Source organism: Bacillus sp. FSL K6-2865 (assembly GCF_040311405.1).
Lineage (GTDB): Bacteria > Bacillota > Bacilli > Bacillales > Bacillaceae > Bacillus > Bacillus velezensis.
Map to the genome: position 1 here is coordinate 1,677,542 of NZ_CP152036.1, position 24,715 is coordinate 1,702,256.

The following is a 24,715-nucleotide window of genomic DNA, read 5'->3' on the forward strand; positions in this document are numbered from 1 at the left end:
AGACCCTCTCATGTTTACAGGGGGTTTTTTTGTTAATACTGTTGATTACATTGATCATCAGCAACGCAACCTTTTTGGGTGACGGAGGAATCTCATGCTCAACATACTCAAAAATTGGAAGAATCAGCAGAATGCGGCTTCCAACTTAGAACGGTATACAAAAGAAGACATACTGAAGGGTGAAATTCCCGCACACATTGCCATTATTATGGACGGAAACGGACGCTGGGCGAAGAAGCGTTCACTCCCTCGGATTGCAGGACATCATGAAGGAATGAAAGTGGTAAAAAGGGTGACAAAGCTCGCAAGTCAGCTCGGCGTTAAAGTTCTGACTCTTTATGCGTTTTCAACGGAGAACTGGAAGCGCCCGAAGATGGAAGTCGACTTTTTGATGAAGCTTCCGGAAGAGTTCCTGAATACGTATCTTCCTGAATTAATAGAGGAAAATGTACAGGTGAAAATTATCGGAGATGAATCCGCGCTCCCTTCTCATACGTACAGGGCGATTGAGAAGGCCGTAAAAGATACAGAACAAAATGACGGGCTGATTCTCAATTTCGCTTTGAACTACGGCGGACGCACGGAAATCGTCAATGCGGCAAAAGCACTGGCTGAACAGGTGAAAAGCGGCACGCTGAATATCGAAGACATTGATGAAGCGCTCTTTTCCGGGCATTTAATGACAGAATCAATCCAGGACCCGGAGCTGCTCATCAGAACGAGCGGAGAAATCAGATTGAGCAACTTTATGCTTTGGCAGGTGGCTTACAGTGAATTTGTTTTTACAGATGTCCTGTGGCCCGATTTTAAAGAAGATCACTTTCTGCAGGCAGTGGGAGAATTTCAGCAGCGGGGCCGGAGGTTTGGCGGAATTTAGAGGATGGTGGAAATGAAACAAAGATTGTTAACAGGTGTTCTGGCAGCGGCATTATTTTTATTTTTGGTTATTTTCGGAGGATTGCCGTTCACCGTATTTGTTTACGTGATGGGAAGTATAGCGCTTTTTGAGCTTTTGCGGATGAAAAAGCTCAGATTTTTTTCTTTTCCGGGTCTGATCAGCCTCTTGTTGTTATGGCTGTATATGATGCCGGACAAGTATCATTTTTTCGATGCGAAAATGGAAGTAACGATTTTCGCTGTATTGATTCTGCTCAGCTATACGGTGCTCGTGAAAAACACCTTTACGTTTGACGAAGTCGGGTTTATCGTTCTCGCGACGGTATATATCGGACTGTGTTTTCATTATTTTATTGAAATCAGAAACATTGAAACAAACGGGCTTTTGTATATCTTTTATGCCTGCGTTGTCATATGGTCAACGGACTCAGGCGCATATTTCGTCGGAAAGTCGCTCGGGAAGCGGAAGCTGTGGCCCGAAATCAGCCCCAACAAAACAGTGGAAGGGTTTCTCGGCGGTATTGTCATCGCCCTTATTTTTACGGCTGTTTTTCAGCTGTTTGCGCACCTTCCGATTTCATACCCGGTTCTTTTGGTCATCACGCTTGTTCTGTCTGTATTCGGACAGATCGGGGATTTGGTTGAATCAGCGCTTAAGCGGCACTATGATGTGAAGGATTCGGGAAAAATCCTTCCCGGGCACGGCGGCATTTTAGATCGATTTGACAGCTTTTTGTTTGTCATGCCGTTCTTATACTTTCTGCTTGCGCTTTTTTCATGAGAAAGGCTAATATGAAAATAAGACCGATCTGGACGCATAGAATGGGAGTGGCATTTTGAAGAATATTTGTCTTTTAGGAGCAACAGGATCAATAGGGGAGCAGACGTTAGACGTATTGCGCATGCATCAAGATCAGTTCCGTCTCGTCTCGATGACTTTCGGTAAAAACGCCGAGAAAGCGATCCCGTTGATCAGAACGTTTCAGCCGAAATATGTAGCAGTCGGCGACATGGATACATACCAAAAAGTGAAAGAAGCGACTTTTTCTCATGAATGTCAAATCGGCATCGGAGAAGAAGGCCTGATTGAAGCGGCAGTCATGGACGAAGTCGATATCGTGGTCAATGCGCTGCTTGGAAGCGTCGGTTTAATCCCGACTTTGAAAGCGATTGAACAGAAAAAAACAATTGCGCTTGCAAATAAGGAAACTCTCGTCACTGCCGGGCATATAGTGAAAGGACACGCAAAACGATACGGTGTTCCTCTTCTTCCGGTCGACAGCGAACATTCCGCTATTTTTCAGGCGCTGCAGGGCGAACAGAGCAAAAATATCGAGCGCCTGGTCATTACGGCATCCGGCGGCAGTTTCAGAGATAAAACGCGGCAGGAGCTTGAGTCTGTAACGATTGCCGACGCCCTTAACCACCCGAACTGGTCGATGGGCGCAAAAATTACGATTGACTCGGCTACAATGATGAATAAAGGACTTGAAGTCATTGAGGCGCATTGGCTGTTTGACATTCCGTATGAACAGATTGACGTTGTATTACATAAGGAGAGCATCATTCATTCGATGGTTGAATTTCACGACAGAAGCGTCATCGCCCAGCTCGGAAATCCGGACATGAGGGTGCCGATTCAATATGCGCTGACATATCCGGACCGTCTGCCTCTGCCTGAAACAAAAAGGCTTGAATTATGGGAGATCGGAAGCCTCCATTTTGCGAAAGCTGACTTTGAAAGGTTCCGCTGCTTACAATTTGCCTTTGAATCAGGTAAAATAGGGGGAACGATGCCGACGGTTTTAAATGCGGCCAACGAAGAAGCCGTTGCCGCTTTTCTTGCCGGACGGATTTCATTCTTATCGATTGAGAACCTGATTGAACAAGCATTGGACCGCCACAGCGTAATTCAGGATCCGAGTCTTGCGGATATCCAAGAAGTGGACAAAGACACCCGGGGATACGTTAATTCAATACTCACATAAGGTGGTATGTTCGTGAATACAGTTATCGCGTTTATTATTATTTTCGGAACGCTCGTTTTTTTCCATGAGCTCGGGCATTTATTGCTCGCCCAAAGAGCGGGAATCCTTTGCCGTGAATTTGCGATCGGCTTCGGCCCTAAAATCTTTTCATTTAAAAAGAATGAAACCGTGTATACGATCAGACTCCTTCCGGTCGGCGGGTTCGTCCGCATGGCCGGTGAAGACCCGGAGATGATTGAAGTCAAACCCGGTTATACCGTCGGGCTTCTTTTTAATAAAGATGACGAAGTGGAAAAAGTCATCATTAATCAAAAGGAAAAATATCCCGACGCTTTAATTATCGAGGTGGAGACGGCTGATCTTGAGCACGAAATGAAGATTACCGGGTACGAGCAGGGGAAAGAAGATGAACTGGCGGGCTTTACTGTCAGTCAGACCTCTTTTTTTATCGTAGACGGAGAAGAAGTGCAGATTGCGCCTTACAATCGACAATTCGGGTCTAAACCCGTATGGAAGCGGATTAAGGCGATTGCTGCCGGTCCGATAATGAACTTCATCTTAGCGTATGTCATTCTCGTCATGCTTGGATTCATTCAAGGCGTGCCTTCGAATCAGCCTGAGCTCGGGAAGCTGACAGACAATGGACGCGCAGCGGCTGCCGGTTTAAAAGAAGGCGACTATATCCAGAGCATTAACGGTGAAAAAATGAGGTCATGGACCGACATCGTGACAGCGGTAAAAGAAAATCCCGGAAAAAAAATCGATGTCGCCGTCAAACGGGACGGCAAATCGTTTCATATCTCGGTTACACCTGAAGCTGTAAAAGATGAAAATAAAAAAACAATCGGCCGCTTCGGCTCTTATGCGCCGACTGAAAAAGGCGCGCTTGCAGCGATTGCCTACGGCGCGACATCTACCGTTGATGTCACAAAAGCGATCCTGACCAATCTGAGCAAACTTGTGACAGGCCAGTTTAAGCTTGATATGCTTTCGGGTCCTGTCGGCATTTATGATATGACGGATCAAGTTGCAAAAACCGGTATTATCAACCTATTCCAGTTTGCGGCGTTTTTAAGCATCAACCTGGGAATTGTCAACCTGCTGCCGATACCGGCGCTTGACGGCGGGCGGCTGCTGTTTTTATTCATTGAAGCAATCCGCGGCAAGCCGATAAACCGTGACAAGGAAGCATTTGTCGTATTTATCGGCGTAGCTTTCTTAATGCTTCTTATGCTGGTTGTCACATGGAACGATATCCAGCGTTTATTCTTATAATTGACTAGTAAAAAATCAGAGGTGCGAAGACATGAGACAAAGTTTGACGCTTATTCCGACCCTGAGAGAAGTGCCGGCTGATGCTGAAGCAAAAAGCCATAAGCTTCTGCTGAGAGCGGGATTTATCAGACAAAATACGAGCGGGGTTTACAGCTACATGCCCCTGGCTTACAGGGTCATTCAAAACATTCAGAAGATCGTGCGTGAAGAAATGGAAAAAATCAACGCGGTGGAAATGCTGATGCCGGCCCTTCAGCAGGCTGAAACATGGCAGGAATCAGGCAGGTGGTATACGTACGGGCCTGAATTAATGCGTCTGAAAGACCGCCACGGCCGTGAATTTGCTTTAGGCGCGACACATGAAGAAGTCATTACTTCTCTCGTGCGCGATGAGGTGAAATCTTATAAGCGTCTGCCACTCACTCTTTACCAGATCCAGTCTAAATTCAGAGATGAAAAACGCCCGCGTTTCGGGTTATTGCGCGGACGCGAATTCATCATGAAAGATGCGTATTCTTTCCATGCTTCTGAAGCAAGTCTTGAGGAAACATACCAAAACATGTACGGCGCATACAGCAGCATTTTCGCACGCTGTGAATTAAACGTCCGTCCCGTTATTGCCGACTCGGGCGCGATGGGCGGAAAAGACACGCATGAATTTATGGCTCTTTCTGAAATAGGGGAAGATACCATCGCTTATTCCGATGGATCCTCTTACGCAGCCAATACGGAAATGGCGGAAGTTGTCATGAACAGCGAGCCGTCAGATGAAACACCCGAGGCATTGGAGAAAATTGATACGCCGAATGTCAAAAGCATTGAAGAGCTCGCTTCGTTCTTGCAGATCGAGCCGAGCGCCTGCATCAAATCCATGCTGTTTAAAGCTGATGACCGATTTGTTCTCGTGTTAGTAAGAGGCGATCATGAGGTCAATGACGTGAAAGTGAAAAACCTTCTGAACACGGAAGTGGTTGAGCTTGCGTCTCATGAAGAAGTAGCAGAGAAACTTGGCACGGAGCCGGGATTTGCGGGGCCGATCGGCGCTGCCGGCGACATTGAGATTTATGCCGACCAAGCCGTGAAAGTAATGGTAAACGCCGTTAGCGGCGCGAATGAAAAAGACCGTCATTACCGAAACGTAAACATCGAACGTGACGCGTCAGTAAAAGCATATGCCGATCTTCGAATCATTCAGGAAGGCGATCCGTCACCTGACGGAAAAGGCACGATCCGTTTCGCTGAAGGGATTGAGGTCGGACAAGTCTTTAAACTCGGCACGCGTTACTCTGAAGCGATGAATGCGACATACCTTGATGAAAACGGGCGTGCGCAGCCGATGCTGATGGGATGTTACGGAATCGGCGTGTCCAGAACGCTTTCAGCCATCGCTGAACAGCATCACGACGAAAAAGGCTTGATCTGGCCGAAAAGCGTTGCTCCGTATGATCTTCATATTTTGGCACTGAATATGAAAAACGAAGCGCAAAAAGAGCTTGCTGAACAGCTTTACGGCAAATTCCAGGCGGAAGGTTATGAGGTATTATACGATGACCGTGCTGAACGCGCAGGCGTGAAGTTTGCTGATTCTGATCTGATCGGCCTTCCGATCCGCATCACTGTCGGAAAACGTGCCGACGAAGGCATCGTAGAAGTGAAAATCCGCAAAACCGGTGAATCTGCCGAAGTTTCAGTGGATGAGCTTTCTGAATTTATTAAGACGAAGTAATCACCATAACGAATCATACAAAATCATGTTAAAATAGAGAAAAAAGAAGGTACCTCATCACCTGCGGAGGTACCTTCACTTATGATGTTTTAAGGGAGGGATACTGTCTGAATGGAACAGTTATCAGTAAACAGAAGACAGTTTCAGATTCTTCTGCAGCAGCTTAATATGACAGATGATACCTTCATGACATACTTTGAAGACGGAGAGATTGATAAACTGACAATCCATAAAGCAGAAAAGGCCTGGCATTTCCAATTTCGCTTTAAGGCTCTTTTGCCGTATCAAATATATGATTCATTCATGATGAGGTTAACACAATCGTTTGCTCACATCGCCCGTGTCACATCGTCTGTTCAGGTCATCGACCCTACAGTGACAGAGGAGCTTGTACAGGATTATTGGACACGCTGTATTGAAGAGCTTGAAGGAACCTCGCCGCCGATGGTGGCTCTTTTGAATCAGCAGAAGCCGAAGCTCAAGGGAAACAAACTGATCGTGAAAACAAAAACAGATACAGAAGCATCTGCGCTCAAAAATAAATACAGCGCGCTGATTCAGCACAGCTACCGCCAATTCGGCTTTCCGGAACTGCAGCTGGATACCGAAATTTTCGTATCTGACCAAGAAGTCCAGAAATTCCGCGAGCAAAAGCTTGCAGAAGATCAGGAGCGGGCGATGCAGGCGCTTATCGAGATGGAGAAGAAGGAAAAAGAGGGCGATGAGGATCAGGCACCGTCCGGACCGCTTGTCATCGGCTATCAAATTAAAGAGAACGAAGAAATCCGGACGCTTGACAGCATCATGGATGAAGAAAGAAGAATTACGGTGCAGGGGTTTGTGTTTGATGCTGAAACACGCGAGCTGAAAAGCGGACGCACGCTCTGCATTTTCAAAATCACGGACTATACAAACAGCATTTTAGTAAAAATGTTCGCCAGAGAAAAAGAAGACGCCGCTTTGATGAAAACGCTGAAAAAAGGCATGTGGGTGAAGGCGCGGGGAAGCATTCAAAACGATACATTCGTCAGAGACCTCGTCATGATTGCAAATGACGTAAATGAAATAAAAGCCAAAACCCGTGAAGACACCGCTCCTGAAGGCGAAAAACGGGTTGAGCTTCATCTGCATTCTCCGATGAGCCAAATGGATGCTGTAACGGGCATCGGAAAGCTTGTCAAACAGGCGAAAAAATGGGGACATGAAGCGATTGCGTTAACTGATCATGCCGTTGTGCAGTCTTTCCCGGATGCCTATTCCGCCGCGAAAAAACACGGCATTAAAATGATTTACGGAATGGAAGCCAATATCGTAGATGACGGCGTTCCGATCGCATACAATCCAGCTCACCGTCTCCTGGAAGAAGACACATACGTCGTCTTTGACGTTGAAACGACAGGTTTGTCCGCAGTGTATGACACCATCATTGAGCTTGCCGCAGTCAAAATAAGAGGCGGAGAAATTATCGATAAATTCGAAGCATTCGCCAATCCGCACCATCCGCTGTCAGCAACGACGATAGAGCTTACCGGGATTACGGACGACATGGTCCGCGACGCTCCCGATGTCGTTGACGTCGTCCGGGATTTTAAAGAATGGATCGGCGATGACGTGCTTGTGGCTCATAACGCCAGCTTTGATATGGGATTTTTAAATGTGGCGTACAAGCGACTTTTGAAAACGGAAAAAGCGAAAAATCCGGTCATTGATACGCTGGAACTCGCGCGTTTCCTGTATCCTGAGTTTAAAAATCACCGCTTAAATACGTTATGTAAGAAGTTTGATATCGAATTAACCCAGCATCACCGAGCGGTTTTTGACGCTGAAGCAACGGGCTACCTGCTGTTGAAAATGCTCAAAGATGCCGCTGAAAGTGACATTTTTTATCATGATCAGCTGAATGAGAATATGGGACAATCCAATGCTTATCAGAGATCAAGGCCTTATCACGCTACATTGCTTGCCGTAAATGAGACCGGCCTTAAAAATCTGTTTAAGCTCGTGTCCATTTCTCATATTCAATATTTCTACAGAGTGCCGCGCATTCCGAGGTCGCAGCTTAATAAATACAGAGAAGGTCTGTTAATCGGCTCTGCCTGTGACAGGGGAGAGGTCTTTGAAGGCATGATGCAAAAATCACCTGAAGAGGTTGAAGATATCGCATCCTTCTATGATTATCTTGAAGTGCAGCCGCCGGAAGTATACAGACACCTTCTGCAGCTTGAGCTCGTCCGGGATGAAAAAGCGCTGAAAGAAATCATCGCCAACATTACGAAGCTCGGAGAAAAATTGAATAAGCCGGTCGTGGCTACGGGAAATGTCCACTATTTAAACGATGAGGATAAAATTTACCGGAAGATCTTAATATCTTCCCAAGGCGGCGCCAACCCGTTAAACAGACACGAACTGCCTAAAGTGCACTTCAGAACGACAGATGAAATGCTGGAGGCTTTCTCCTTCCTCGGTGCGGAAAAAGCGAAAGAAATCGTGGTTGACAATACGCAGAAAGTCGCTTCGATGATCGATGAGATCAAACCGATCAAAGACGATCTGTACACGCCGAAAATTGACGGGGCTGATGAAGAAATCCGTGAAATGAGCTATCAGCGCGCCAGAAGCATTTACGGTGAAGAGCTTCCCGAAATTGTAGAAGCGAGAATAGAAAAAGAATTAAAAAGTATCATCGGTCATGGGTTCGCCGTTATTTATCTCATCTCTCATAAGCTTGTAAAACGGTCTCTGGATGACGGTTATCTCGTCGGCTCCCGGGGGTCCGTCGGTTCATCGCTTGTGGCGACCTTAACGGAAATCACTGAAGTGAACCCGCTCGCTCCGCACTACGTGTGCCCGAGCTGCCGATATTCCGAATTCTTTAATGACGGATCAGTCGGTTCCGGTTTTGACCTTCCGGATAAAAGCTGCCCGTCTTGCGGCACACCTTTGAAAAAGGACGGACATGATATCCCGTTTGAAACGTTCTTAGGCTTTAAAGGTGACAAAGTACCCGATATCGACTTGAACTTCTCAGGTGAGTATCAGCCGCATGCCCATAACTACACGAAAGTATTGTTCGGTGAAGATAACGTGTATCGCGCTGGAACGATCGGCACCGTCGCGGAAAAGACGGCTTACGGATATGTGAAAGGCTATGCGGGCGATCACAACCTGCACATGCGCGGCGCGGAGATCGACCGTCTGGTGCAGGGCTGCACCGGCGTTAAGAGAACGACCGGCCAGCACCCGGGGGGGATTATCGTTGTCCCGGATTACATGGATATTTACGATTTTTCACCGATACAATTCCCGGCAGATGCGACGGGGTCTGAATGGAAAACGACTCATTTTGACTTCCACTCCATTCATGACAACCTGCTGAAGCTTGATATATTGGGGCACGATGATCCGACCGTCATCCGGATGCTTCAGGATTTAAGCGGAATTGATCCGAAGACGATTCCGACAGATGATCCGGAAGTTATGAAGATTTTCCAAGGCACAGAATCGCTCGGCGTCACTGAAGAGCAGATCGGCTGTAAAACGGGGACGCTCGGCATTCCTGAATTCGGGACGCGATTTGTGCGGCAGATGCTTGAGGATACGAAGCCGACGACGTTCTCCGAGCTTGTCCAGATTTCCGGGCTTTCTCACGGAACAGACGTATGGCTCGGCAATGCGCAGGAACTGATACACAACAATACGTGTGAACTGAGCGAAGTGATCGGCTGCCGTGATGACATTATGGTTTACTTGATCTATCAGGGCCTTGAGCCTTCACTGGCCTTTAAAATCATGGAATTCGTCCGTAAAGGCAAAGGCCTGACGCCGGAATGGGAAGAAGAAATGAAAAAGAACAATGTGCCGAACTGGTATATTGATTCATGCAAAAAAATCAAATACATGTTCCCGAAAGCCCACGCCGCCGCATACGTGCTGATGGCGGTGCGGATTGCCTATTTTAAAGTGCATCACGCGCTTTTATATTATGCTGCGTATTTTACCGTCCGCGCAGATGACTTTGACATTGATACAATGATTAAAGGCTCGACCGCCATCAGAGCGGTGATGGATGATATCAGCTCTAAAGGGCTTGATGCTTCGCCGAAGGAGAAAAACCTCCTTACCGTGTTAGAGCTTGCGCTTGAAATGTGTGAGCGCGGCTATTCTTTCCAGAAGGTCGATCTATACCGTTCGAGCGCTTCGGAATTTATCATTGACGGCAACAGTCTCATCCCGCCGTTCAACTCAATTCCGGGACTCGGAACCAACGCCGCTCTCAATATTGTGAAAGCGCGGAAAGAAGGGGAGTTCCTTTCAAAAGAGGATCTTCAAAAACGAGGAAAAGTGTCAAAAACCATTTTAGAGTATTTAGACCGTCACGGCTGTCTTGAGTCGCTTCCGGACCAAAATCAGCTGTCTCTGTTTTAAGCTTTGTGCACAGCCTCCGAGCGGAGTTTGATTTGCATTAAATATATGGTTATGGTATAGTTTTATTGGAAATGCTAACGATTACCGAGGCAAAGAGTGGGGAAACCCGCTCTTTTGTATTGAACAGGCAATTTTGCCTCGACATGTCCATCGTTTTCTCAATGCCCCTGCTCTTTTGAAGCAGGGTTTTTATGCAGAGGAACGGCTGATATGATATCGACAGCACAAGGAGGAAAAACATGAGCAAAAAAGTGACTGATACCGTTCAAGAAATGGCTCAGCCCATACTGGATGACCTTCAGCTTGAACTCGTAGACATTGAATTTGTCAAAGAGGGTCAAAACTGGTTCCTTCGCGTGTTTATTGATTCCGAGAACGGTGTTGATATTGAGGAGTGCGCCAAAGTCAGCGAAGCGTTAAGCGAAAAGCTGGATGAGGCCGATCCGATCACCCAGAACTACTTTCTTGAAGTATCTTCTCCTGGAGCCGAGCGTCCATTAAAGAAAAAAGCCGACTTCGAAAAATCACTGGGCAAAAATGTGTACATGAAAACGTACGAACCGATTGACGGTTTAAAAGTGTTTGAAGGCAAATTGGCTGAATTCGATGGACAAACTGTTACAATAGAGATGACGGTCAAAACAAGAAAGAAACGGGTCAATATTCCGTATGAAAAAATAGCTAACGCAAGATTAGCTGTAACATTTTAATGAATGAAGTATTAGTGTTTAAGGGGGGAGACCGCTAACATGAGCAGTGAACTATTAGATGCTCTCACTATTCTTGAAAAAGAAAAAGGCATCAGTAAAGACATTATCATCGAAGCAATTGAAGCTGCCTTAATTTCCGCGTATAAGCGAAATTTTAACCAGGCGCAAAACGTACGGGTCGATCTGAACCGTGAGACGGGCACGATCCGCGTGTTCGCAAGAAAGGATGTCGTAGACGAGGTATACGATTCAAGACTTGAAATCTCGCTTGACGACGCCCAGCACATCCATCCGAACTACCTTGTCGGAGATGTCGTTGAAATAGAAGTAACGCCGAAAGACTTCGGCCGCATTGCTGCGCAGACGGCGAAACAAGTGGTGACGCAGCGTGTCCGTGAAGCTGAGCGCGGCGTGATTTACTCAGAATTTATCGATCGTGAAGAAGACATCATGACGGGAATTGTACAGCGCTTAGACAGCAAGTTTATTTACGTGTCTCTCGGTAAGATTGAAGCGCTGCTGCCCGTCAATGAACAAATGCCGAATGAGAGCTATAAACCGCACGATCGGATTAAAGTATTTATCACAAAAGTCGAAAAAACGACAAAAGGGCCTCAGATCTATGTATCAAGAACGCATCCTGGTCTGTTGAAGCGTCTTTTTGAAATCGAAGTGCCGGAAATTTATGACGGAACGGTCGAACTGAAATCCGTTGCCAGAGAAGCGGGCGACCGCTCTAAAATCTCCGTCCGCACTGATGATCCTGACGTTGATCCGGTCGGTTCATGCGTCGGTCCTAAAGGCCAGCGCGTGCAGGCGATCGTCAATGAACTGAAAGGCGAAAAAATTGATATCGTCAACTGGTCTGATGATCCGGTTGAATTTGTTGCCAATGCGCTCAGCCCGTCTAAAGTGCTGGATGTCATCGTCAGCGAAGAAGAAAAAGCCACGACTGTCATCGTTCCTGATTACCAGCTTTCTCTGGCAATCGGAAAAAGAGGGCAAAACGCCCGCTTAGCTGCGAAACTGACAGGCTGGAAAATCGATATCAAAAGTGAAACGGATGCAAGAGACCTTGGCATCTATCCGAGAGAGCATGAAGAAGATGACGATTTAGAGCCGCTCTTTATGGAGCCTGAAACAGCCGAATCGGATGAATAAGAGGTGACTTTAGGTGAATAAGCGAAAAAAAATTCCTCTGCGCAAATGCGTGGTAACGGGGGAAATGAAGCCTAAAAAGGAACTGATCCGAATTGTCCGTTCTAAAGAAGGAGAGATTTCAGTCGATCCGACCGGAAAGAAGAACGGGCGGGGTGCCTATATCACCCTTGAGAAAGAATGCATCTTAGCTGCGAAAAAGAAAAACACATTGCAAAATCAATTTCAATCACAAATCGATGACCAGATTTTCGAAGAATTGCTGGAACTGGCGGAAAAGGTGAAAAAATAACATGTCTGGAATGGAATGGTTTCCCTTGCTGGGTCTGGCCAATCGAGCTCGTAAGGTCGTGTCGGGCGAGGACTTGGTTATAAAAGAAATTAGAAATGCGCGTGCAAAACTTGTTCTGCTGACAGAAGATGCATCTGCGAATACTGCAAAAAAAGTATCCGATAAATGCAATTATTATAAAGTGCCTTATAAAAAAGTCGAAAGCCGCGCTGATCTCGGCCGCTCTATCGGCAAGGAATCACGTGTCGTTGTCGCCGTCACTGACCAAGGTTTTGCGAATAAGCTGATCAGCTTGCTCGATTAATATTTTTGGGGGTGAACGAATGGCTAAAATGAGAGTTTACGAATATGCAAAAGCCATCAATGTTTCAAGCAAGGAAATTTTGACTGCGCTGAAAAACATGGATATAGTAGTAAATAACCATATGGCAATGCTTGAAGAAAAGACCATTAAGCAGCTTGATGCGAAATTTAAAAAAGGCGGCGCCGGCGTTACATCTCAGAAGCCTGCGGAAACGAACAAAAACAAGCCGCAAGGGATTAATCAGCAGCCTGCTGGGAATCAACCAAACAAAATTCGAGACGGAAAGAAGAATGACGTGCAGAATAATCAATTTAACAAAAACAAGAAGAATAACAACAACAACAAAAACAAAAACAAACGCAATCATAACAACAAAAATCAGTATCAGCAAAAACCGCTGAAGCCGAAAAAAGAGCTTCCTGAGAAAATTACGTTTTCCGGCTCTTTAACAGTCGGAGCTTTAGCCGAGGAACTGGGCAAAGAGCCGTCTGAACTCATTAAAAAACTGATGCTTCTGGGCGTAATGGCTACCATTAATCAGGAGCTTGACAAAGACACAATCGAACTGATCGCATCTGAATACGGTGTAGAAACAGAAGAAGTGATTGTGCTTGAAGAAACTGAGCTTGAAAAATATGAAGAGGCTGACAAAGAAGAAGATCTTCAAATCCGTCCGCCTGTCGTGACGATCATGGGCCACGTTGACCACGGGAAAACGACCCTCCTTGACAGCATCAGAAAAACAAAAGTTGTTGAAGGTGAAGCCGGCGGAATCACCCAGCATATCGGGGCTTACCAGATCGAAGAAAACGGCAAAAAAATCACGTTCTTAGATACTCCGGGACACGCGGCGTTCACAACAATGCGTGCGCGCGGTGCGGAAGTAACTGATATTACCATTTTAGTCGTAGCGGCTGATGACGGCGTTATGCCGCAGACAGTCGAAGCCATCAACCATGCGAAAGCGGCTGAGGTTCCGATTATCGTTGCCGTGAATAAAGTGGATAAAGAAAGCGCGAACCCTGACCGTGTCATGCAGGAGCTGACTGAATACGGACTCGTTCCTGAAGCATGGGGAGGAGAAACAATTTTCGTTCCTCTGTCCGCTCTTACAGGCAAGGGAATTGACGAGCTTGTCGAAATGATTCTGCTTGTCAGTGAAGTGGAAGAGCTGAAAGCCAATCCGAACCGTCAGGCAAAAGGAACGGTTATTGAAGCTGAGCTCGATAAAGGAAGAGGATCTGTCGCGACACTTCTCGTTCAAACGGGAACATTGAATGTCGGAGATCCGATCGTTGTCGGAAATACATTCGGCCGCGTGCGGGCCATGGTCAATGATCTCGGCCGCCGCGTGAAAACAGCCGGACCGTCCACACCTGTAGAAATCACGGGCTTAAACGACGTACCGCAGGCTGGCGATCAATTCCTCGTCTTTAAAGACGAAAAAACAGCCCGTTCTGTCGGTGAAGCACGCGCTTCCAAGCAACTGGAAGAACAGCGCAGCGACAAAGCGAAGCTGAGCCTCGATGATCTGTTTGAACAAATTAAACAAGGCGATGTCAAAGACATCAATTTAATCGTAAAAGCTGACGTTCAAGGTTCAGCCGAAGCGTTAACAGCCGCTCTTCAAAAAATTGAAGTAGAAGGCGTAAAAGTAAAAATCATTCACACAGGCGTCGGTGCGATTACGGAATCAGACATCATTCTCGCATCTGCTTCAAATGCAATCGTTATCGGGTTTAATGTGCGCCCAGACGGAAATGCTAAGAGCACGGCTGAAGCTGAAAATGTAGATATCCGTCTTCACCGTATCATTTACAAAGTCATCGAAGAAATTGAAGCGGCGATGAAAGGAATGCTTGATCCTGAATACGAAGAAAAAGTCATCGGCCAGGTTGAAGTGCGCCAAACATTCAAAGTGTCGAAAATCGGTACGATTGCCGGCGGATATGTAACAGACGGCCATATTACACGTGACAGCGGACTCCGCCTGATCCGTGACGGCGTGGTCATCTTCGAAGGGGAAGTAGACGTTCTGAAACGCTTCAAAGATGATGTGAAAGAAGTTTCACAAGGATATGAATGTGGTATTACAATTAAGAAATACAATGACATTCGCGAAGGCGACATCCTTGAAGCGTATGTCATGCAGGAAATCGAAAGAAAGTGATCGGATTTGCGGAATGTGAATGCATCATTTATGATGCGGGATCATTAAAGGAGAAACGAGCCGTTCTGAAGCGGATTATAACGAGGGTTCAGAATAAGTTCAACGTGTCGGCCGCAGAAATCGGCTATCAGGACACTTGGCAGCGGACCAGCTTCGGAATCGCCGTCGTCTCCTCCTCTCACGTTCAGGCGGAAAAGGAGATCCAGCGTGTACTCGCGTTTATTGACTCCTTTCCCGAAATAGAACGGACGATCACTAGAACAGAGTGGTTTTAACTTAGAGGTGATTGAATTGAGTATGAGAGCAAACCGTGTCGGCGAGCAGATGAAAAAAGAGCTCGGGGATATTATCAGCCGAAAGCTGAAAGACCCGAGAATCGGATTTCTCACTGTAACAGACGTACGTGTTTCAGGTGATTTACAAATAGCGAAGGTGTATATCTCCGTTCTCGGCGGAGAGAAAAAGAAAGAGGAGGCGCTGAAAGGGCTTGAGAAAGCGAAAGGATTTATCCGTTCCGAAATCGGCAGCCGAATCAGACTCCGCAAAACGCCTGAGCTTGAATTTGAATTTGATGAATCAATTGAGTACGGCAACCGTATTGAAACATTGATTCACGAACTGCATTCAGATAAACCGTCTGAATAACAAGGAAAGAGGATGGGCGAGTGTCGTCTGTCCTCTTTTCTGCGTTTTACGGGATACAATTGATAACAAAGGAGCGAAAGACATATGGTTAACGGAGTTCTCCTTTTACATAAACCGGTCGGCATGACTTCTCACGACTGTGTAATGAAAATAAGAAAACTGTTAAAAACAAAGAAAGTCGGACATACGGGAACGCTTGATCCGGAAGTGTCAGGCGTACTGCCGATCTGTGTCGGACGGGCCACAAAGATTGTTGAGTACGTCACCGACAAGTCAAAAACGTACGATGCTGAGATCACTCTCGGTTTCTCCACATCGACCGAAGACCAGACTGGAGAAACGGTCAGCGTAAAACCTGTCAAGGAGCCGCTGAAAGAAGCGGATATCAAAGCCGTTTTAGACGAACTGAAGGGACCGCAGGAGCAAGTGCCGCCGATGTATTCCGCTGTAAAGGTTAACGGGAAAAAGCTCTATGAATACGCCAGAGCCGGTATTGAAGTGGAGCGGCCGAAGCGGAATATCACGATTGAAGATATCGCGCTCACTTCCCCTGTCACTTATAAAGAAGACACAGCATCATTCCGCTTTACAGTCACGTGCTCAAAGGGCACTTACGTGAGAACATTGGCGGTGACAATCGGTGAAAAACTCGGCTATCCCGCGCATATGTCGCATCTCATCCGCACCGCTTCCGGCGATTTCAGCCTTGATGAGTGTTTCACATTTGAGGAACTTGAACAGCAGGTTTCAGACGGAACGGTTGCAGAGCATGCCGTGCCGATCGATAGAGCGCTCAATCATTTGCCGAAATGGGTCATAAGTGATACATTAGCTAAGAAAGCTGAAAACGGGTCAGTGTTTGACATCCCGGCGGAATTTTCTGCAATGACAGCTGACGCCCGTATAGCGGTCTGTACTGAAGACGGAGAATGTGTGGCCATTTATATGCCGCATCCTTCAAAAAAAGGACTGCTGAAACCGGCTAAAGTGCTCATGCAAAAAAGCGAACAATAAGAAAAAAGGTGACCGTTCTGTGAAGACGATACATATTTCTCATCCACATCATTTACAAAAAGAAGAGCAGTCGGCGTCTGTCATGGCGCTCGGCTACTTTGACGGCGTTCATTTGGGACACCGGAAAGTAATCGGAACAGCCAGACAAATTGCCGAAGAAAAAGGCCTGTCGCTGGCCGTTATGACGTTTCATCCCCACCCTTCCCATGTGTTGGGCAGGGACAAAGAGCCAAAGGATCTGATTACGCCGCTTGAAGATAAAATCAGCCAGATCGGGCGTTTAGGCGCTGATGTGCTGTATGTCGTAAAGTTTGATGAAGCGTTTGCGTCTCTGTCTCCAAAACAGTTTGCTGAGGAGTATATTTTAGGGTTAAACGCGCGGCACGCTGTGGGAGGCTTCGATTTTACGTACGGAAAATACGGAAAAGGCACGATGGAGACGCTGCCGGACGATTTAAACGGCAAGGCCGGATGCACGACTGTCGAGAAACAGACCGAGCAGGACAGAAAGATCAGCTCCACTTATATCCGGTCAGCGCTGCAGGATGGTGACGTTGAACTTGCGCACACTCTTCTCGGCCAGCCGTATTTTGTCCGGGGCACTGTGATTCACGGAGACAAAAGAGGCCGCACCATCGGTTTTCCGACCGCGAATGTCGGCCTGCACAACAGTTATATAGTGCCGCCGACAGGCGTGTATGCAGTGAAAGCCGAAATAAAAGGCGAGGTGTATGAAGGCGTCTGCAACATCGGCTACAAACCGACCTTTTATGAAAAGCGTCCCGATCAGCCGTCAATTGAAGTACATTTGTTTAATTTTCAGCAGGATGTATACGGAGAAGACGTTAAAATCGAGTGGTACAAACGAATCCGAAGCGAACGGAAATTTAACGGCATCGATGAACTGACGGCTCAGATCGGGAAAGACAAGCAAGAAGCGATCCGTTTTTTCAGCAAATAACGGAAAAAACATCAAAAGTACACAAATTTTCTTCTAAAAGATTTGCATATGGGCGCGATTTTTAGTATCATATGTTTCGTAGTCTTAAAACCATTGCTTGGCAATCCGAAGTCACCGACGGTTGCTAGGTAACTGGGGCTAATTATGATATGGAGGTGAAACAGGATGGCAATTACTCAAGAACGTAAAAATCAACTCATCAGCGAGTTCAAAACACACGAATCTGATACTGGATCTCCAGAAGTTCAGATCGCTATCCTAACAGACTCAATTAACAACTTGAACGAGCATTTGCGTACTCACAAGAAAGATCACCACTCACGTCGCGGTCTTCTTAAAATGGTAGGTAAACGTCGTAATCTTCTTACGTATCTGCGTAATAAAGACGTAACTCGTTACCGTGAGTTAATTAACAAACTAGGCTTACGTCGATAATCGTAAAAAGCGGGAGGATTCCCGCTTTTTTATCGTATTAAAGCGAAAAAAATAATAATAAAAAAACAATGAAATCCTTTTACATACTACTTTGACATTGATATGTTCAATTCATTTCGTTCATAATAGGAGTAATTGATTATTTCACACATTAAGAGAGGAGCTCGTAATCGAATGGGACAAGAGAAACATGTCTTTACCATAGATTGGGCCGGCAGACAGCTTACAGTAGAAGCCGGCCAGCTTGCCAAACAGGCAAACGGCGCTGTCATGGTCCGCTACGGCGATACTGCAGTGCTCAGCACAGCAACCGCATCAAAAGAACCGAAACCGCTAGATTTTTTCCCGCTTACCGTTAACTATGAAGAAAGATTATATGCAGTAGGTAAAATTCCGGGCGGTTTTATTAAAAGAGAAGGCCGTCCAAGTGAAAAGGCCGTTTTAGCCAGCCGTCTGATCGACCGTCCGATCCGCCCGCTTTTCGCAGACGGATTCCGTAACGAAGTACAGGTCATCAGCATTGTCATGAGTGTTGATCAGGACTGCTCATCTGAAATGGCTGCAATGTTCGGTTCATCACTCGCTCTTTGCGTTTCCGATATCCCGTTTGAAGGCCCGATCGCGGGTGTGACGGTAGGCCGCATTGACGGGAAATTCGTCATCAATCCGACGGTTGACCAGCTTGAAAAAAGTGATATCAACCTCATCGTTGCAGGCACAAAAGACGCCATCAACATGGTGGAAGCCGGAGCGGATGAAGTTCCTGAAGAAATCATGCTTGAGGCGATTATGTTCGGTCACGAAGAAATTAAGCGCCTGATCGCATTCCAAGAAGAAATCGTCGCAGCAGTCGGCAAAGAAAAAACAGAAATCGAACTGTATGAAATTGACGAAGAGCTCAGCGAAAAAGTAAAAAGCCTTGCGGAGCCGGATCTTCTCAGCGCCATTCAGGTTCACGAAAAACATGCTCGCGAAGACGCGATTAATGAAGTGAAAAATGCAGTTGTCGCGAAATTCGAAGAAGAAGAGCATGATGAAGATACGATTAAAAAAGTGAAACAGACACTGTCTAAACTTGTGAAAAACGAAGTGCGCCGTTTGATCACAGAAGAAAAAGTCCGTCCGGACGGCCGCGGCGTTGATCAAATCCGCCCGCTTTCTTCAGAAGTCGGCCTTCTGCCGAGAACGCACGGCTCCGGGCTGTTTACGCGAGGACAGACGCAGGCGCTCAGCGTTTGTACATTAGGCGCCCTTGGGGACGTTCAGATTCTTGACGGTTTAGGCGTGGAAGAATCAAAACGCTTTATGCATCATTATAACTTCCCGCAGTTCAGCGTAGGGGAGACAGGCCCGATGCGCGGACCGGGACGCCGTGAGATCGGTCACGGTGCTCTTGGAGAGCGTGCGCTTGAGCCGGTCATTCCGAATGAAAAAGACTTCCCGTATACGGTCCGCCTCGTATCCGAAGTGCTTGAATCAAACGGTTCCACTTCACAGGCCAGCATTTGCGCGAGCACGCTTGCCATGATGGACGCAGGTGTTCCGATTAAAGCCCCTGTTGCGGGTATCGCGATGGGACTTGTGAAATCAGGCGAGTACTATACGGTATTAACGGATATTCAAGGGATGGAAGACGCCCTCGGTGACATGGACTTTAAAGTAGCCGGCACGGAAAAAGGCGTGACAGCGCTGCAAATGGACATTAAAATCGAAGGTCTTTCAAGAGAAATTCTTGAAGAAGCGCTTCAGCAGGCGAAAAAAGGAAGAATGGAAATCTTGAACAGCATGCTCAGCACGCTTGGTGAATCAAGAAAAGAACTTTCTCAATATGCGCCGAAAATTTTAACGATGAACATTAATCCGGATAAAATCCGTGACGTTATCGGACCGAGCGGTAAACAAATCAACAAAATCATTGAAGATACCGGTGTTAAAATTGACATTGAACAAGACGGCACCATCTTTATTTCTTCTACTGATGAAAGCAGCAACCAAAAAGCGAAAAAAATCATCGAAGATCTTGTCAGAGAAGTCGAAGTCGGCCAGCTTTACCTCGGTAAAGTCAAACGGATTGAGAAATTCGGCGCTTTCGTTGAAATCTTCAGCGGAAAAGACGGTCTCGTTCACATCTCTGAACTAGCGCTCGAACGGGTCGGCAAGGTTGAGGATGTTGTGAAAATCGGTGACGAAATCCTTGTGAAGGTAACTGAAATTGACAAACAGGGACGAGTGAATCTGTCGCGTAAAGCAGTGCTGCGCGAAGAGAAAGAAAAAGAACAGGAACAACAACAATCTTAAATGAAAACCTAACAAGGAGCCTGGGAGACCCGGCTTCTTTATTTTGAGAAAGACAACAGACGGGTTCTACCTTGTCCTCCTCATACATAATGTGTGGTGAGGGGGGAAGGACATGTTGAAAAAATTCGTGCCGTTTGCCGTTTTTTTATTTCTTTTTTTTGTTTCGTTTGAAATGTTAAAAAATCCGTATACAGTTGATTACATAGACGCAATGAAAAAAGACGCTGTAACTGTGTCAGCATCAAAAGATCCGCTCTATGAAGAATTACTGCAAAAAGCGTCAGAGTATGAAGTGAAGCCGCAAGACGCGCGGATTGATAAAATATGGAAGAGTATACCGGGATATAACGGTTTAAAAGTCAATGTGGAAAAATCCTATAAACAAATGAAAAAGGACGGAGAATTTCACGAAGACGGCCTTGTCTATGAGCAGGTAAAACCGAAAGTCCATCTTGATTCTCTCGCGCCCGAACCCATTTATAAAGGAAATCCCGACAAACCGATGGTCGCTTTCCTGATAAATGTCGCCTGGGGAAATGAATACGTGGAGCAAATGCTGCCTATTCTGAAGCAGCACCAGGTCAAAGCAACTTTCTTTCTTGAAGGGAAATGGCTGAAAAACAATCAGGAACTGGGGAAAAAAATAGCGGCAGACGGACATGAAATCGGAAATCATTCATACAATCACCCTGATATGAGCAAACTGACTTCAGGAAGCATTTCCGAACAGCTTGACAAAACCAATGCACAAATCAGCGAGACGCTCGGCATGAAGCCGAAATGGTTTGCGCCGCCAAGCGGCAGCTTCAGAAAAGCCGTGGTCGACCTTGCGGCGGAAAAAGGAATGGGCACCATCATGTGGACCGTTGACACCATTGACTGGCAAAAACCGTCTCCCGCTGTTTTACAAACAAGGGTGTTGAGCAAAATACATAACGGAGCCATGATTTTAATGCATCCGACTGATCCGACTGCGAAAAGCCTGGATACACTGATTGCAAAAATCAAAGAAAAAGGCTACGCGCTCGGCTCAGTGTCTGACTTAATGGATGAAAACAGGCTGATGAAGTAGCAGGCGGCAGTTGCCTGTCTTTGAATAGGAGGAACAGACTTGATAAAACGCTATACATGCCAAAACGGTGTAAGAGTTGTGCTTGAAAATAATCCAACGGTGCGGTCTGTGGCAATCGGCGTCTGGATCGGGACGGGGTCACGTCATGAAACGCCGGATACAAACGGTATTTCGCACTTTCTTGAGCATATGTTTTTTAAAGGAACAAATACCAGGTCCGCACGTGAAATCGCAGAATCCTTCGATCGGATAGGCGGCCAAGTGAATGCCTTCACTTCAAAAGAATATACGTGCTATTACGCCAAAGTGCTGGATGAGCATGCAAACTACGCACTTGATGTGCTGGCTGATATGTTCTTTCATTCTGCTTTTGACGAAGGTGAGCTCAAAAAAGAAAAGAACGTCGTATATGAAGAAATTAAAATGTATGAAGACGCGCCGGATGACATTGTCCACGATCTGCTGAGCAAAGCGACATACGGCAATCATTCGCTCGGCTACCCGATTCTCGGGACGGAGGAAACGCTTTCGTCATTTAACGGTGATTCTCTCAGACAGCATATGGATGACTTTTACACGCCGGACCGCGTCGTCATTTCTGTCGCCGGAAATGTAACGGAACAATTCATTAAAGACGTGGAGAAATGGTTCGGTACATACGAAGCGAAGGGCAAAGCAAGCGGCATCAGCGAGCCTGAGTTTCATTATGAAAAGCTGACCAGAAAAAAAGACACCGAACAGGCGCATCTCTGTCTCGGTTTCAAAGGCCTGAAAGTCGGAGACCCGGACATTTACGATTTGATCGTCTTAAACAACGTGCTGGGCGGAAGCATGAGCAGCCGTCTTTTCCAGGATGTGCGCGAAGATAAAGGACTGGCCTATTCTGTATACAGCTATCACAGTTCCTATGAAGACAGCGGTATGCTGACGATTTACGGAGGCACCGGCGCGAATCAGCTCGGCCTTCTGTCTGAAACCATTCAGGAAACGTTATCGGTTCTAAAACGTGACGGTATCACCCCGAAAGAGCTGGAAAACAGCAAAGAGCAAATGAAGGGGAGCTTAATGCTCAGCTTAGAGAGCACAAACAGCAAAATGAGCCGGAACGGGAAAAACGAACTCCTGCTCGGAAAGCATAAGACCATGGATGAAATTATCACTGAATTAAATGCGGTCAGCCTGGAAAGCGTCAACGGCCTCAGCCGCCGCTTATTTACGGATGATTACGCACTATCGCTCATCAGCCCGACCGGCAATATGCCGGCTTCATCTTAAGCGGAAAAGCAGTCTGCCTCTATACGGGGCAGGCATTTTTTTTTGCTCCGGGTCATATAGTACAAGGGGGTGGCTATCATGAGGCTCAGTGAACTGTCAGGTAAAGAAATTGTGGACATTAAACGGGCAGAGCGGCTCGGCGTGCTCGGCCAGACCGATTTGGAAATTAATGAACAGGACGGACAAATTACCGCGCTGTTGATACCGACGGTAAAATGGTTCGGATTGCGAAAACAAGGCCACGACATCCGCGTCCCCTGGAACCATATCCAAAAAATCGGGTCAGACATGATCATTTTAGACGTTCCGGGGGAGATCACGCCTCCCGAAGAGTAGATCTTATTCATTTTTTGCAAGCACCGGCTCATACAGCCGGTGCTTTTTTCATGAAAAAGACGCTGTACATTCACCGCCCTTTCTCTTTGCACATACGATGAAGAGGAGGATGACACTTAAAAGATCCAGTAACTGTAAAGAAGGTGAACGTTTCAGATGTTAACCGGATTGACAATTGCGATCATTGGCGGTGACGCAAGACAGCTTGAGATTATAAGAAAGCTGACAGAACAGCATGCCGATATTTATCTTGCAGGGTTTGACCAATTGGATGACGGTTTTACAGGAACCGTCAAATGCAAAATTGATGAGATTCCCTTTCAAAAAATAGACAGTATCATCCTGCCCGTATCGGCAACGACCGGAGAAGGCGTTGTTTCCACGGTTTTTTCAAATGAAGAAGTGGTATTAAAGCAGAGCTATCTTGAGCGGACACCGGAGCATTGCGTCATTTATTCAGGCATCTCCAACGCGTATCTTGAGGGGATCGCCAGCGAAGCCGGCCGCAAACTTGTGAAATTATTTGAACGGGACGATATCGCGATATTCAACTCGATTCCCACTGTTGAAGGAACAATCATGATGGCGATTCAGCATACGGATTATACCATTCACGGATCAAATGTCGCCGTTCTCGGCATGGGGCGCACCGGTATGACGATCGCCCGGACGTTTGCGGCGTTAGGGGCGAAGGTAAAAGTGGGCGCGCGGAGTTCGGCTCATTTGGCCCGTATAACGGAAATGGGGCTTTCTCCTTTTCAACTTGAAGAGCTTACTGAACATGTAAATGATATTGATATCTGCATTAACACCGTACCGAGCTTGATTCTGAATCAAAGCGTTTTATCGCGCATGACGCCGAAGACCTTGATTTTGGATTTAGCATCCCGTCCGGGCGGAACGGATTTCAAATATGCTGAAAAACAAGGCATTAAAGCGCTGCTTGCTCCGGGTCTTCCGGGAATTGTGGCCCCGAAAACAGCCGGACAGATTATTGCGAACGTATTGAGCAAGCTTTTGGCAGACTTAAAGAAAGAGGGGAAATAACCATGTCTCTGAAAGGGAAAAGAATCGGATTCGGATTAACCGGCTCGCATTGCACATATGAGGAAGTTTTTCCGCAAATAGAGGCGCTTATCAGTCAAGGAGCTGAAGTCCGGCCGGTCGTGACATCAACCGTTCAATCGACCGATACCCGCTTTGGGGAGGGGGGAGATTGGGTCAGAAAAATTGAAGAAGCAACAGGCTTTGAGGCGATTGATTCCATCGTAAAAGCGGAGCCTCTCGGGCCGAAACTTCCGCTCGACTGCATGGTCATCGCCCCTTTAACCGGAAATTCAATGAGCAAACTCGCAAATGCGATGACTGACAGCCCCGTCCTTATGGCTGCGAAAGCCACGATCCGCAACGGCCGCCCGGTCGTGCTCGGAATTTCGACAAACGACGGACTCGGTTTAAACGGAACGAATTTAATGAGGCTGATGTCCGCAAAAAACATATATTTCATCCCGTTCGGCCAGGACGACCACGTGAAAAAACCGACATCGCTCGTCGCCAGAATGGATCTCCTTCCGATTACGGTAGAAAAAGCTCTTTTGCACCAGCAGGTTCAGCCGGTGCTCGTACACCATCATGAATAAAAAATCATGATGACAGAAAATCATTCCGGAATAAAAAAATTCGATCAATCCGTGACTATTCTATGGTAAAATAAAACGTAAAATGCAAAGTCAA

Annotated in this window: 22 protein-coding genes; all 22 read left to right on the forward strand. The window is 46.6% G+C overall.

The window, feature by feature from the left end:
* The first annotated feature begins 94 nt into the window (after positions 1-94).
* The 22 genes from NYE42_RS08380 (at position 95) to dpaB (ending at position 24,621) form a co-directional block, all read left to right on the forward strand.
* Positions 95-877 carry an isoprenyl transferase gene (locus NYE42_RS08380; RefSeq protein ID WP_007611457.1) on the forward strand — a complete coding sequence of 261 codons (783 nt, stop codon included), beginning with the start codon at positions 95-97 and terminating at the stop codon, positions 875-877.
* Between the two features lie 3 nt (positions 878-880).
* Positions 881-1,678, forward strand: a complete 798-nt coding sequence (locus NYE42_RS08385) for a phosphatidate cytidylyltransferase (protein ID WP_007409796.1) — start codon at positions 881-883, stop codon at positions 1,676-1,678.
* Between the two features lie 55 nt (positions 1,679-1,733).
* Positions 1,734-2,885, forward strand: a complete 1,152-nt coding sequence (gene dxr, locus NYE42_RS08390; protein ID WP_144464355.1) for a 1-deoxy-D-xylulose-5-phosphate reductoisomerase — start codon at positions 1,734-1,736, stop codon at positions 2,883-2,885.
* A gap of 6 nt (positions 2,886-2,891) precedes the next feature.
* Positions 2,892-4,160 carry an RIP metalloprotease RseP gene (rseP, locus tag NYE42_RS08395; protein ID WP_007611459.1) on the forward strand — a complete coding sequence of 423 codons (1,269 nt, stop codon included), beginning with the start codon at positions 2,892-2,894 and terminating at the stop codon, positions 4,158-4,160.
* Between the two features lie 31 nt (positions 4,161-4,191).
* Entirely contained in the window at positions 4,192-5,886 is a 1,695-nt protein-coding gene (locus NYE42_RS08400; RefSeq protein WP_144464353.1) for a proline--tRNA ligase, read from the forward strand.
* Positions 5,887-5,997: 111 nt separating this feature from the next.
* Complete coding sequence (locus tag NYE42_RS08405; RefSeq protein WP_144464351.1) at positions 5,998-10,311, forward strand: PolC-type DNA polymerase III; 4,314 nt, start codon at positions 5,998-6,000, stop codon at positions 10,309-10,311.
* Between the two features lie 239 nt (positions 10,312-10,550).
* Positions 10,551-11,021: a ribosome maturation factor RimP gene (gene rimP, locus NYE42_RS08410; RefSeq protein WP_007409801.1), complete on the forward strand. Its 471-nt coding sequence runs from the start codon at positions 10,551-10,553 to the stop codon at positions 11,019-11,021.
* A 39-nt stretch (positions 11,022-11,060) separates the two neighbouring features.
* Positions 11,061-12,182 carry a transcription termination factor NusA gene (gene nusA, locus NYE42_RS08415; RefSeq protein ID WP_003154195.1) on the forward strand — a complete coding sequence of 374 codons (1,122 nt, stop codon included), beginning with the start codon at positions 11,061-11,063 and terminating at the stop codon, positions 12,180-12,182.
* A 13-nt stretch (positions 12,183-12,195) separates the two neighbouring features.
* Entirely contained in the window at positions 12,196-12,471 is a 276-nt protein-coding gene (gene rulR / locus NYE42_RS08420) for a glucose-induced regulator RulR (RefSeq protein ID WP_003154193.1), read from the forward strand.
* Between the two features lies 1 nt (position 12,472).
* The gene (locus NYE42_RS08425; protein WP_003154192.1) at positions 12,473-12,775 is read left to right on the forward strand and encodes a YlxQ family RNA-binding protein; all 303 of its coding nucleotides are present in this window, start codon (positions 12,473-12,475) and stop codon (positions 12,773-12,775) included.
* Positions 12,776-12,794: 19 nt separating this feature from the next.
* Complete coding sequence (gene infB / locus NYE42_RS08430) at positions 12,795-14,945, forward strand: translation initiation factor IF-2 (RefSeq protein WP_015417484.1); 2,151 nt, start codon at positions 12,795-12,797, stop codon at positions 14,943-14,945.
* Complete coding sequence (locus NYE42_RS08435) at positions 14,942-15,220, forward strand: DUF503 domain-containing protein (RefSeq protein WP_003154188.1); 279 nt, start codon at positions 14,942-14,944, stop codon at positions 15,218-15,220. The genes infB and NYE42_RS08435 overlap by 4 nt, the downstream gene beginning before the upstream one ends.
* Positions 15,221-15,236: 16 nt before the next feature.
* Positions 15,237-15,590 (forward strand): 30S ribosome-binding factor RbfA, encoded by a 354-nt coding sequence (gene rbfA, locus NYE42_RS08440; protein WP_003154185.1) that lies wholly within the window; start codon positions 15,237-15,239, stop codon positions 15,588-15,590.
* A gap of 84 nt (positions 15,591-15,674) precedes the next feature.
* Positions 15,675-16,604, forward strand: a complete 930-nt coding sequence (truB, locus tag NYE42_RS08445) for a tRNA pseudouridine(55) synthase TruB (protein WP_042635200.1) — start codon at positions 15,675-15,677, stop codon at positions 16,602-16,604.
* A gap of 19 nt (positions 16,605-16,623) precedes the next feature.
* A complete protein-coding gene (gene ribF, locus NYE42_RS08450; protein WP_352426893.1) occupies positions 16,624-17,565 on the forward strand; it encodes a bifunctional riboflavin kinase/FAD synthetase in 942 nt (313 codons plus the stop codon).
* Positions 17,566-17,730: 165 nt separating this feature from the next.
* The gene (rpsO, locus tag NYE42_RS08455) at positions 17,731-18,000 is read left to right on the forward strand and encodes a 30S ribosomal protein S15 (RefSeq protein ID WP_003154182.1); all 270 of its coding nucleotides are present in this window, start codon (positions 17,731-17,733) and stop codon (positions 17,998-18,000) included.
* A 174-nt stretch (positions 18,001-18,174) separates the two neighbouring features.
* Positions 18,175-20,298, forward strand: coding sequence for a polyribonucleotide nucleotidyltransferase (gene pnp / locus NYE42_RS08460; RefSeq protein ID WP_007611468.1), 2,124 nt, complete (start codon positions 18,175-18,177; stop codon positions 20,296-20,298).
* A 112-nt stretch (positions 20,299-20,410) separates the two neighbouring features.
* Entirely contained in the window at positions 20,411-21,370 is a 960-nt protein-coding gene (locus NYE42_RS08465; RefSeq protein ID WP_015417486.1) for a polysaccharide deacetylase family protein, read from the forward strand.
* Positions 21,371-21,409: 39 nt separating this feature from the next.
* Entirely contained in the window at positions 21,410-22,645 is a 1,236-nt protein-coding gene (locus NYE42_RS08470) for a pitrilysin family protein (RefSeq protein ID WP_095352144.1), read from the forward strand.
* 78 nt (positions 22,646-22,723) lie between these two features.
* Positions 22,724-22,981 (forward strand): YlmC/YmxH family sporulation protein, encoded by a 258-nt coding sequence (locus NYE42_RS08475; RefSeq protein ID WP_003154176.1) that lies wholly within the window; start codon positions 22,724-22,726, stop codon positions 22,979-22,981.
* 156 nt (positions 22,982-23,137) lie between these two features.
* A complete protein-coding gene (gene dpaA, locus NYE42_RS08480) occupies positions 23,138-24,028 on the forward strand; it encodes a dipicolinic acid synthetase subunit A (protein ID WP_007409808.1) in 891 nt (296 codons plus the stop codon).
* 2 nt (positions 24,029-24,030) lie between these two features.
* Complete coding sequence (dpaB, locus tag NYE42_RS08485) at positions 24,031-24,621, forward strand: dipicolinate synthase subunit B (protein WP_007409809.1); 591 nt, start codon at positions 24,031-24,033, stop codon at positions 24,619-24,621.
* Positions 24,622-24,715 lie beyond the last annotated feature (94 nt).

Bases quoted from the DNA above. Each gene is read 5' to 3' on its own strand.
- NYE42_RS08465 (WP_015417486.1), top strand. From the start codon at position 20,411: ATGTTGAAAAAATTCGTGCCGTTTGCCGTTTTTTTATTTCTTTTTTTT.
- infB (WP_015417484.1), top strand. From the start codon at position 12,795: ATGGCTAAAATGAGAGTTTACGAATATGCAAAAGCCATCAATGTTTCA.
- NYE42_RS08385 (WP_007409796.1), top strand. From the start codon at position 881: ATGGTGGAAATGAAACAAAGATTGTTAACAGGTGTTCTGGCAGCGGCA.
- dpaB (WP_007409809.1), top strand. From the start codon at position 24,031: ATGTCTCTGAAAGGGAAAAGAATCGGATTCGGATTAACCGGCTCGCAT.
- truB (WP_042635200.1), top strand. From the start codon at position 15,675: ATGGTTAACGGAGTTCTCCTTTTACATAAACCGGTCGGCATGACTTCT.
- NYE42_RS08475 (WP_003154176.1), top strand. From the start codon at position 22,724: ATGAGGCTCAGTGAACTGTCAGGTAAAGAAATTGTGGACATTAAACGG.
- NYE42_RS08380 (WP_007611457.1), top strand. From the start codon at position 95: ATGCTCAACATACTCAAAAATTGGAAGAATCAGCAGAATGCGGCTTCC.
- nusA (WP_003154195.1), top strand. From the start codon at position 11,061: ATGAGCAGTGAACTATTAGATGCTCTCACTATTCTTGAAAAAGAAAAA.
- rpsO (WP_003154182.1), top strand. From the start codon at position 17,731: ATGGCAATTACTCAAGAACGTAAAAATCAACTCATCAGCGAGTTCAAA.
- pnp (WP_007611468.1), top strand. From the start codon at position 18,175: ATGGGACAAGAGAAACATGTCTTTACCATAGATTGGGCCGGCAGACAG.
- dpaA (WP_007409808.1), top strand. From the start codon at position 23,138: ATGTTAACCGGATTGACAATTGCGATCATTGGCGGTGACGCAAGACAG.
- rseP (WP_007611459.1), top strand. From the start codon at position 2,892: ATGTTCGTGAATACAGTTATCGCGTTTATTATTATTTTCGGAACGCTC.
- NYE42_RS08400 (WP_144464353.1), top strand. From the start codon at position 4,192: ATGAGACAAAGTTTGACGCTTATTCCGACCCTGAGAGAAGTGCCGGCT.
- NYE42_RS08425 (WP_003154192.1), top strand. From the start codon at position 12,473: ATGTCTGGAATGGAATGGTTTCCCTTGCTGGGTCTGGCCAATCGAGCT.
- rimP (WP_007409801.1), top strand. From the start codon at position 10,551: ATGAGCAAAAAAGTGACTGATACCGTTCAAGAAATGGCTCAGCCCATA.
- NYE42_RS08405 (WP_144464351.1), top strand. From the start codon at position 5,998: ATGGAACAGTTATCAGTAAACAGAAGACAGTTTCAGATTCTTCTGCAG.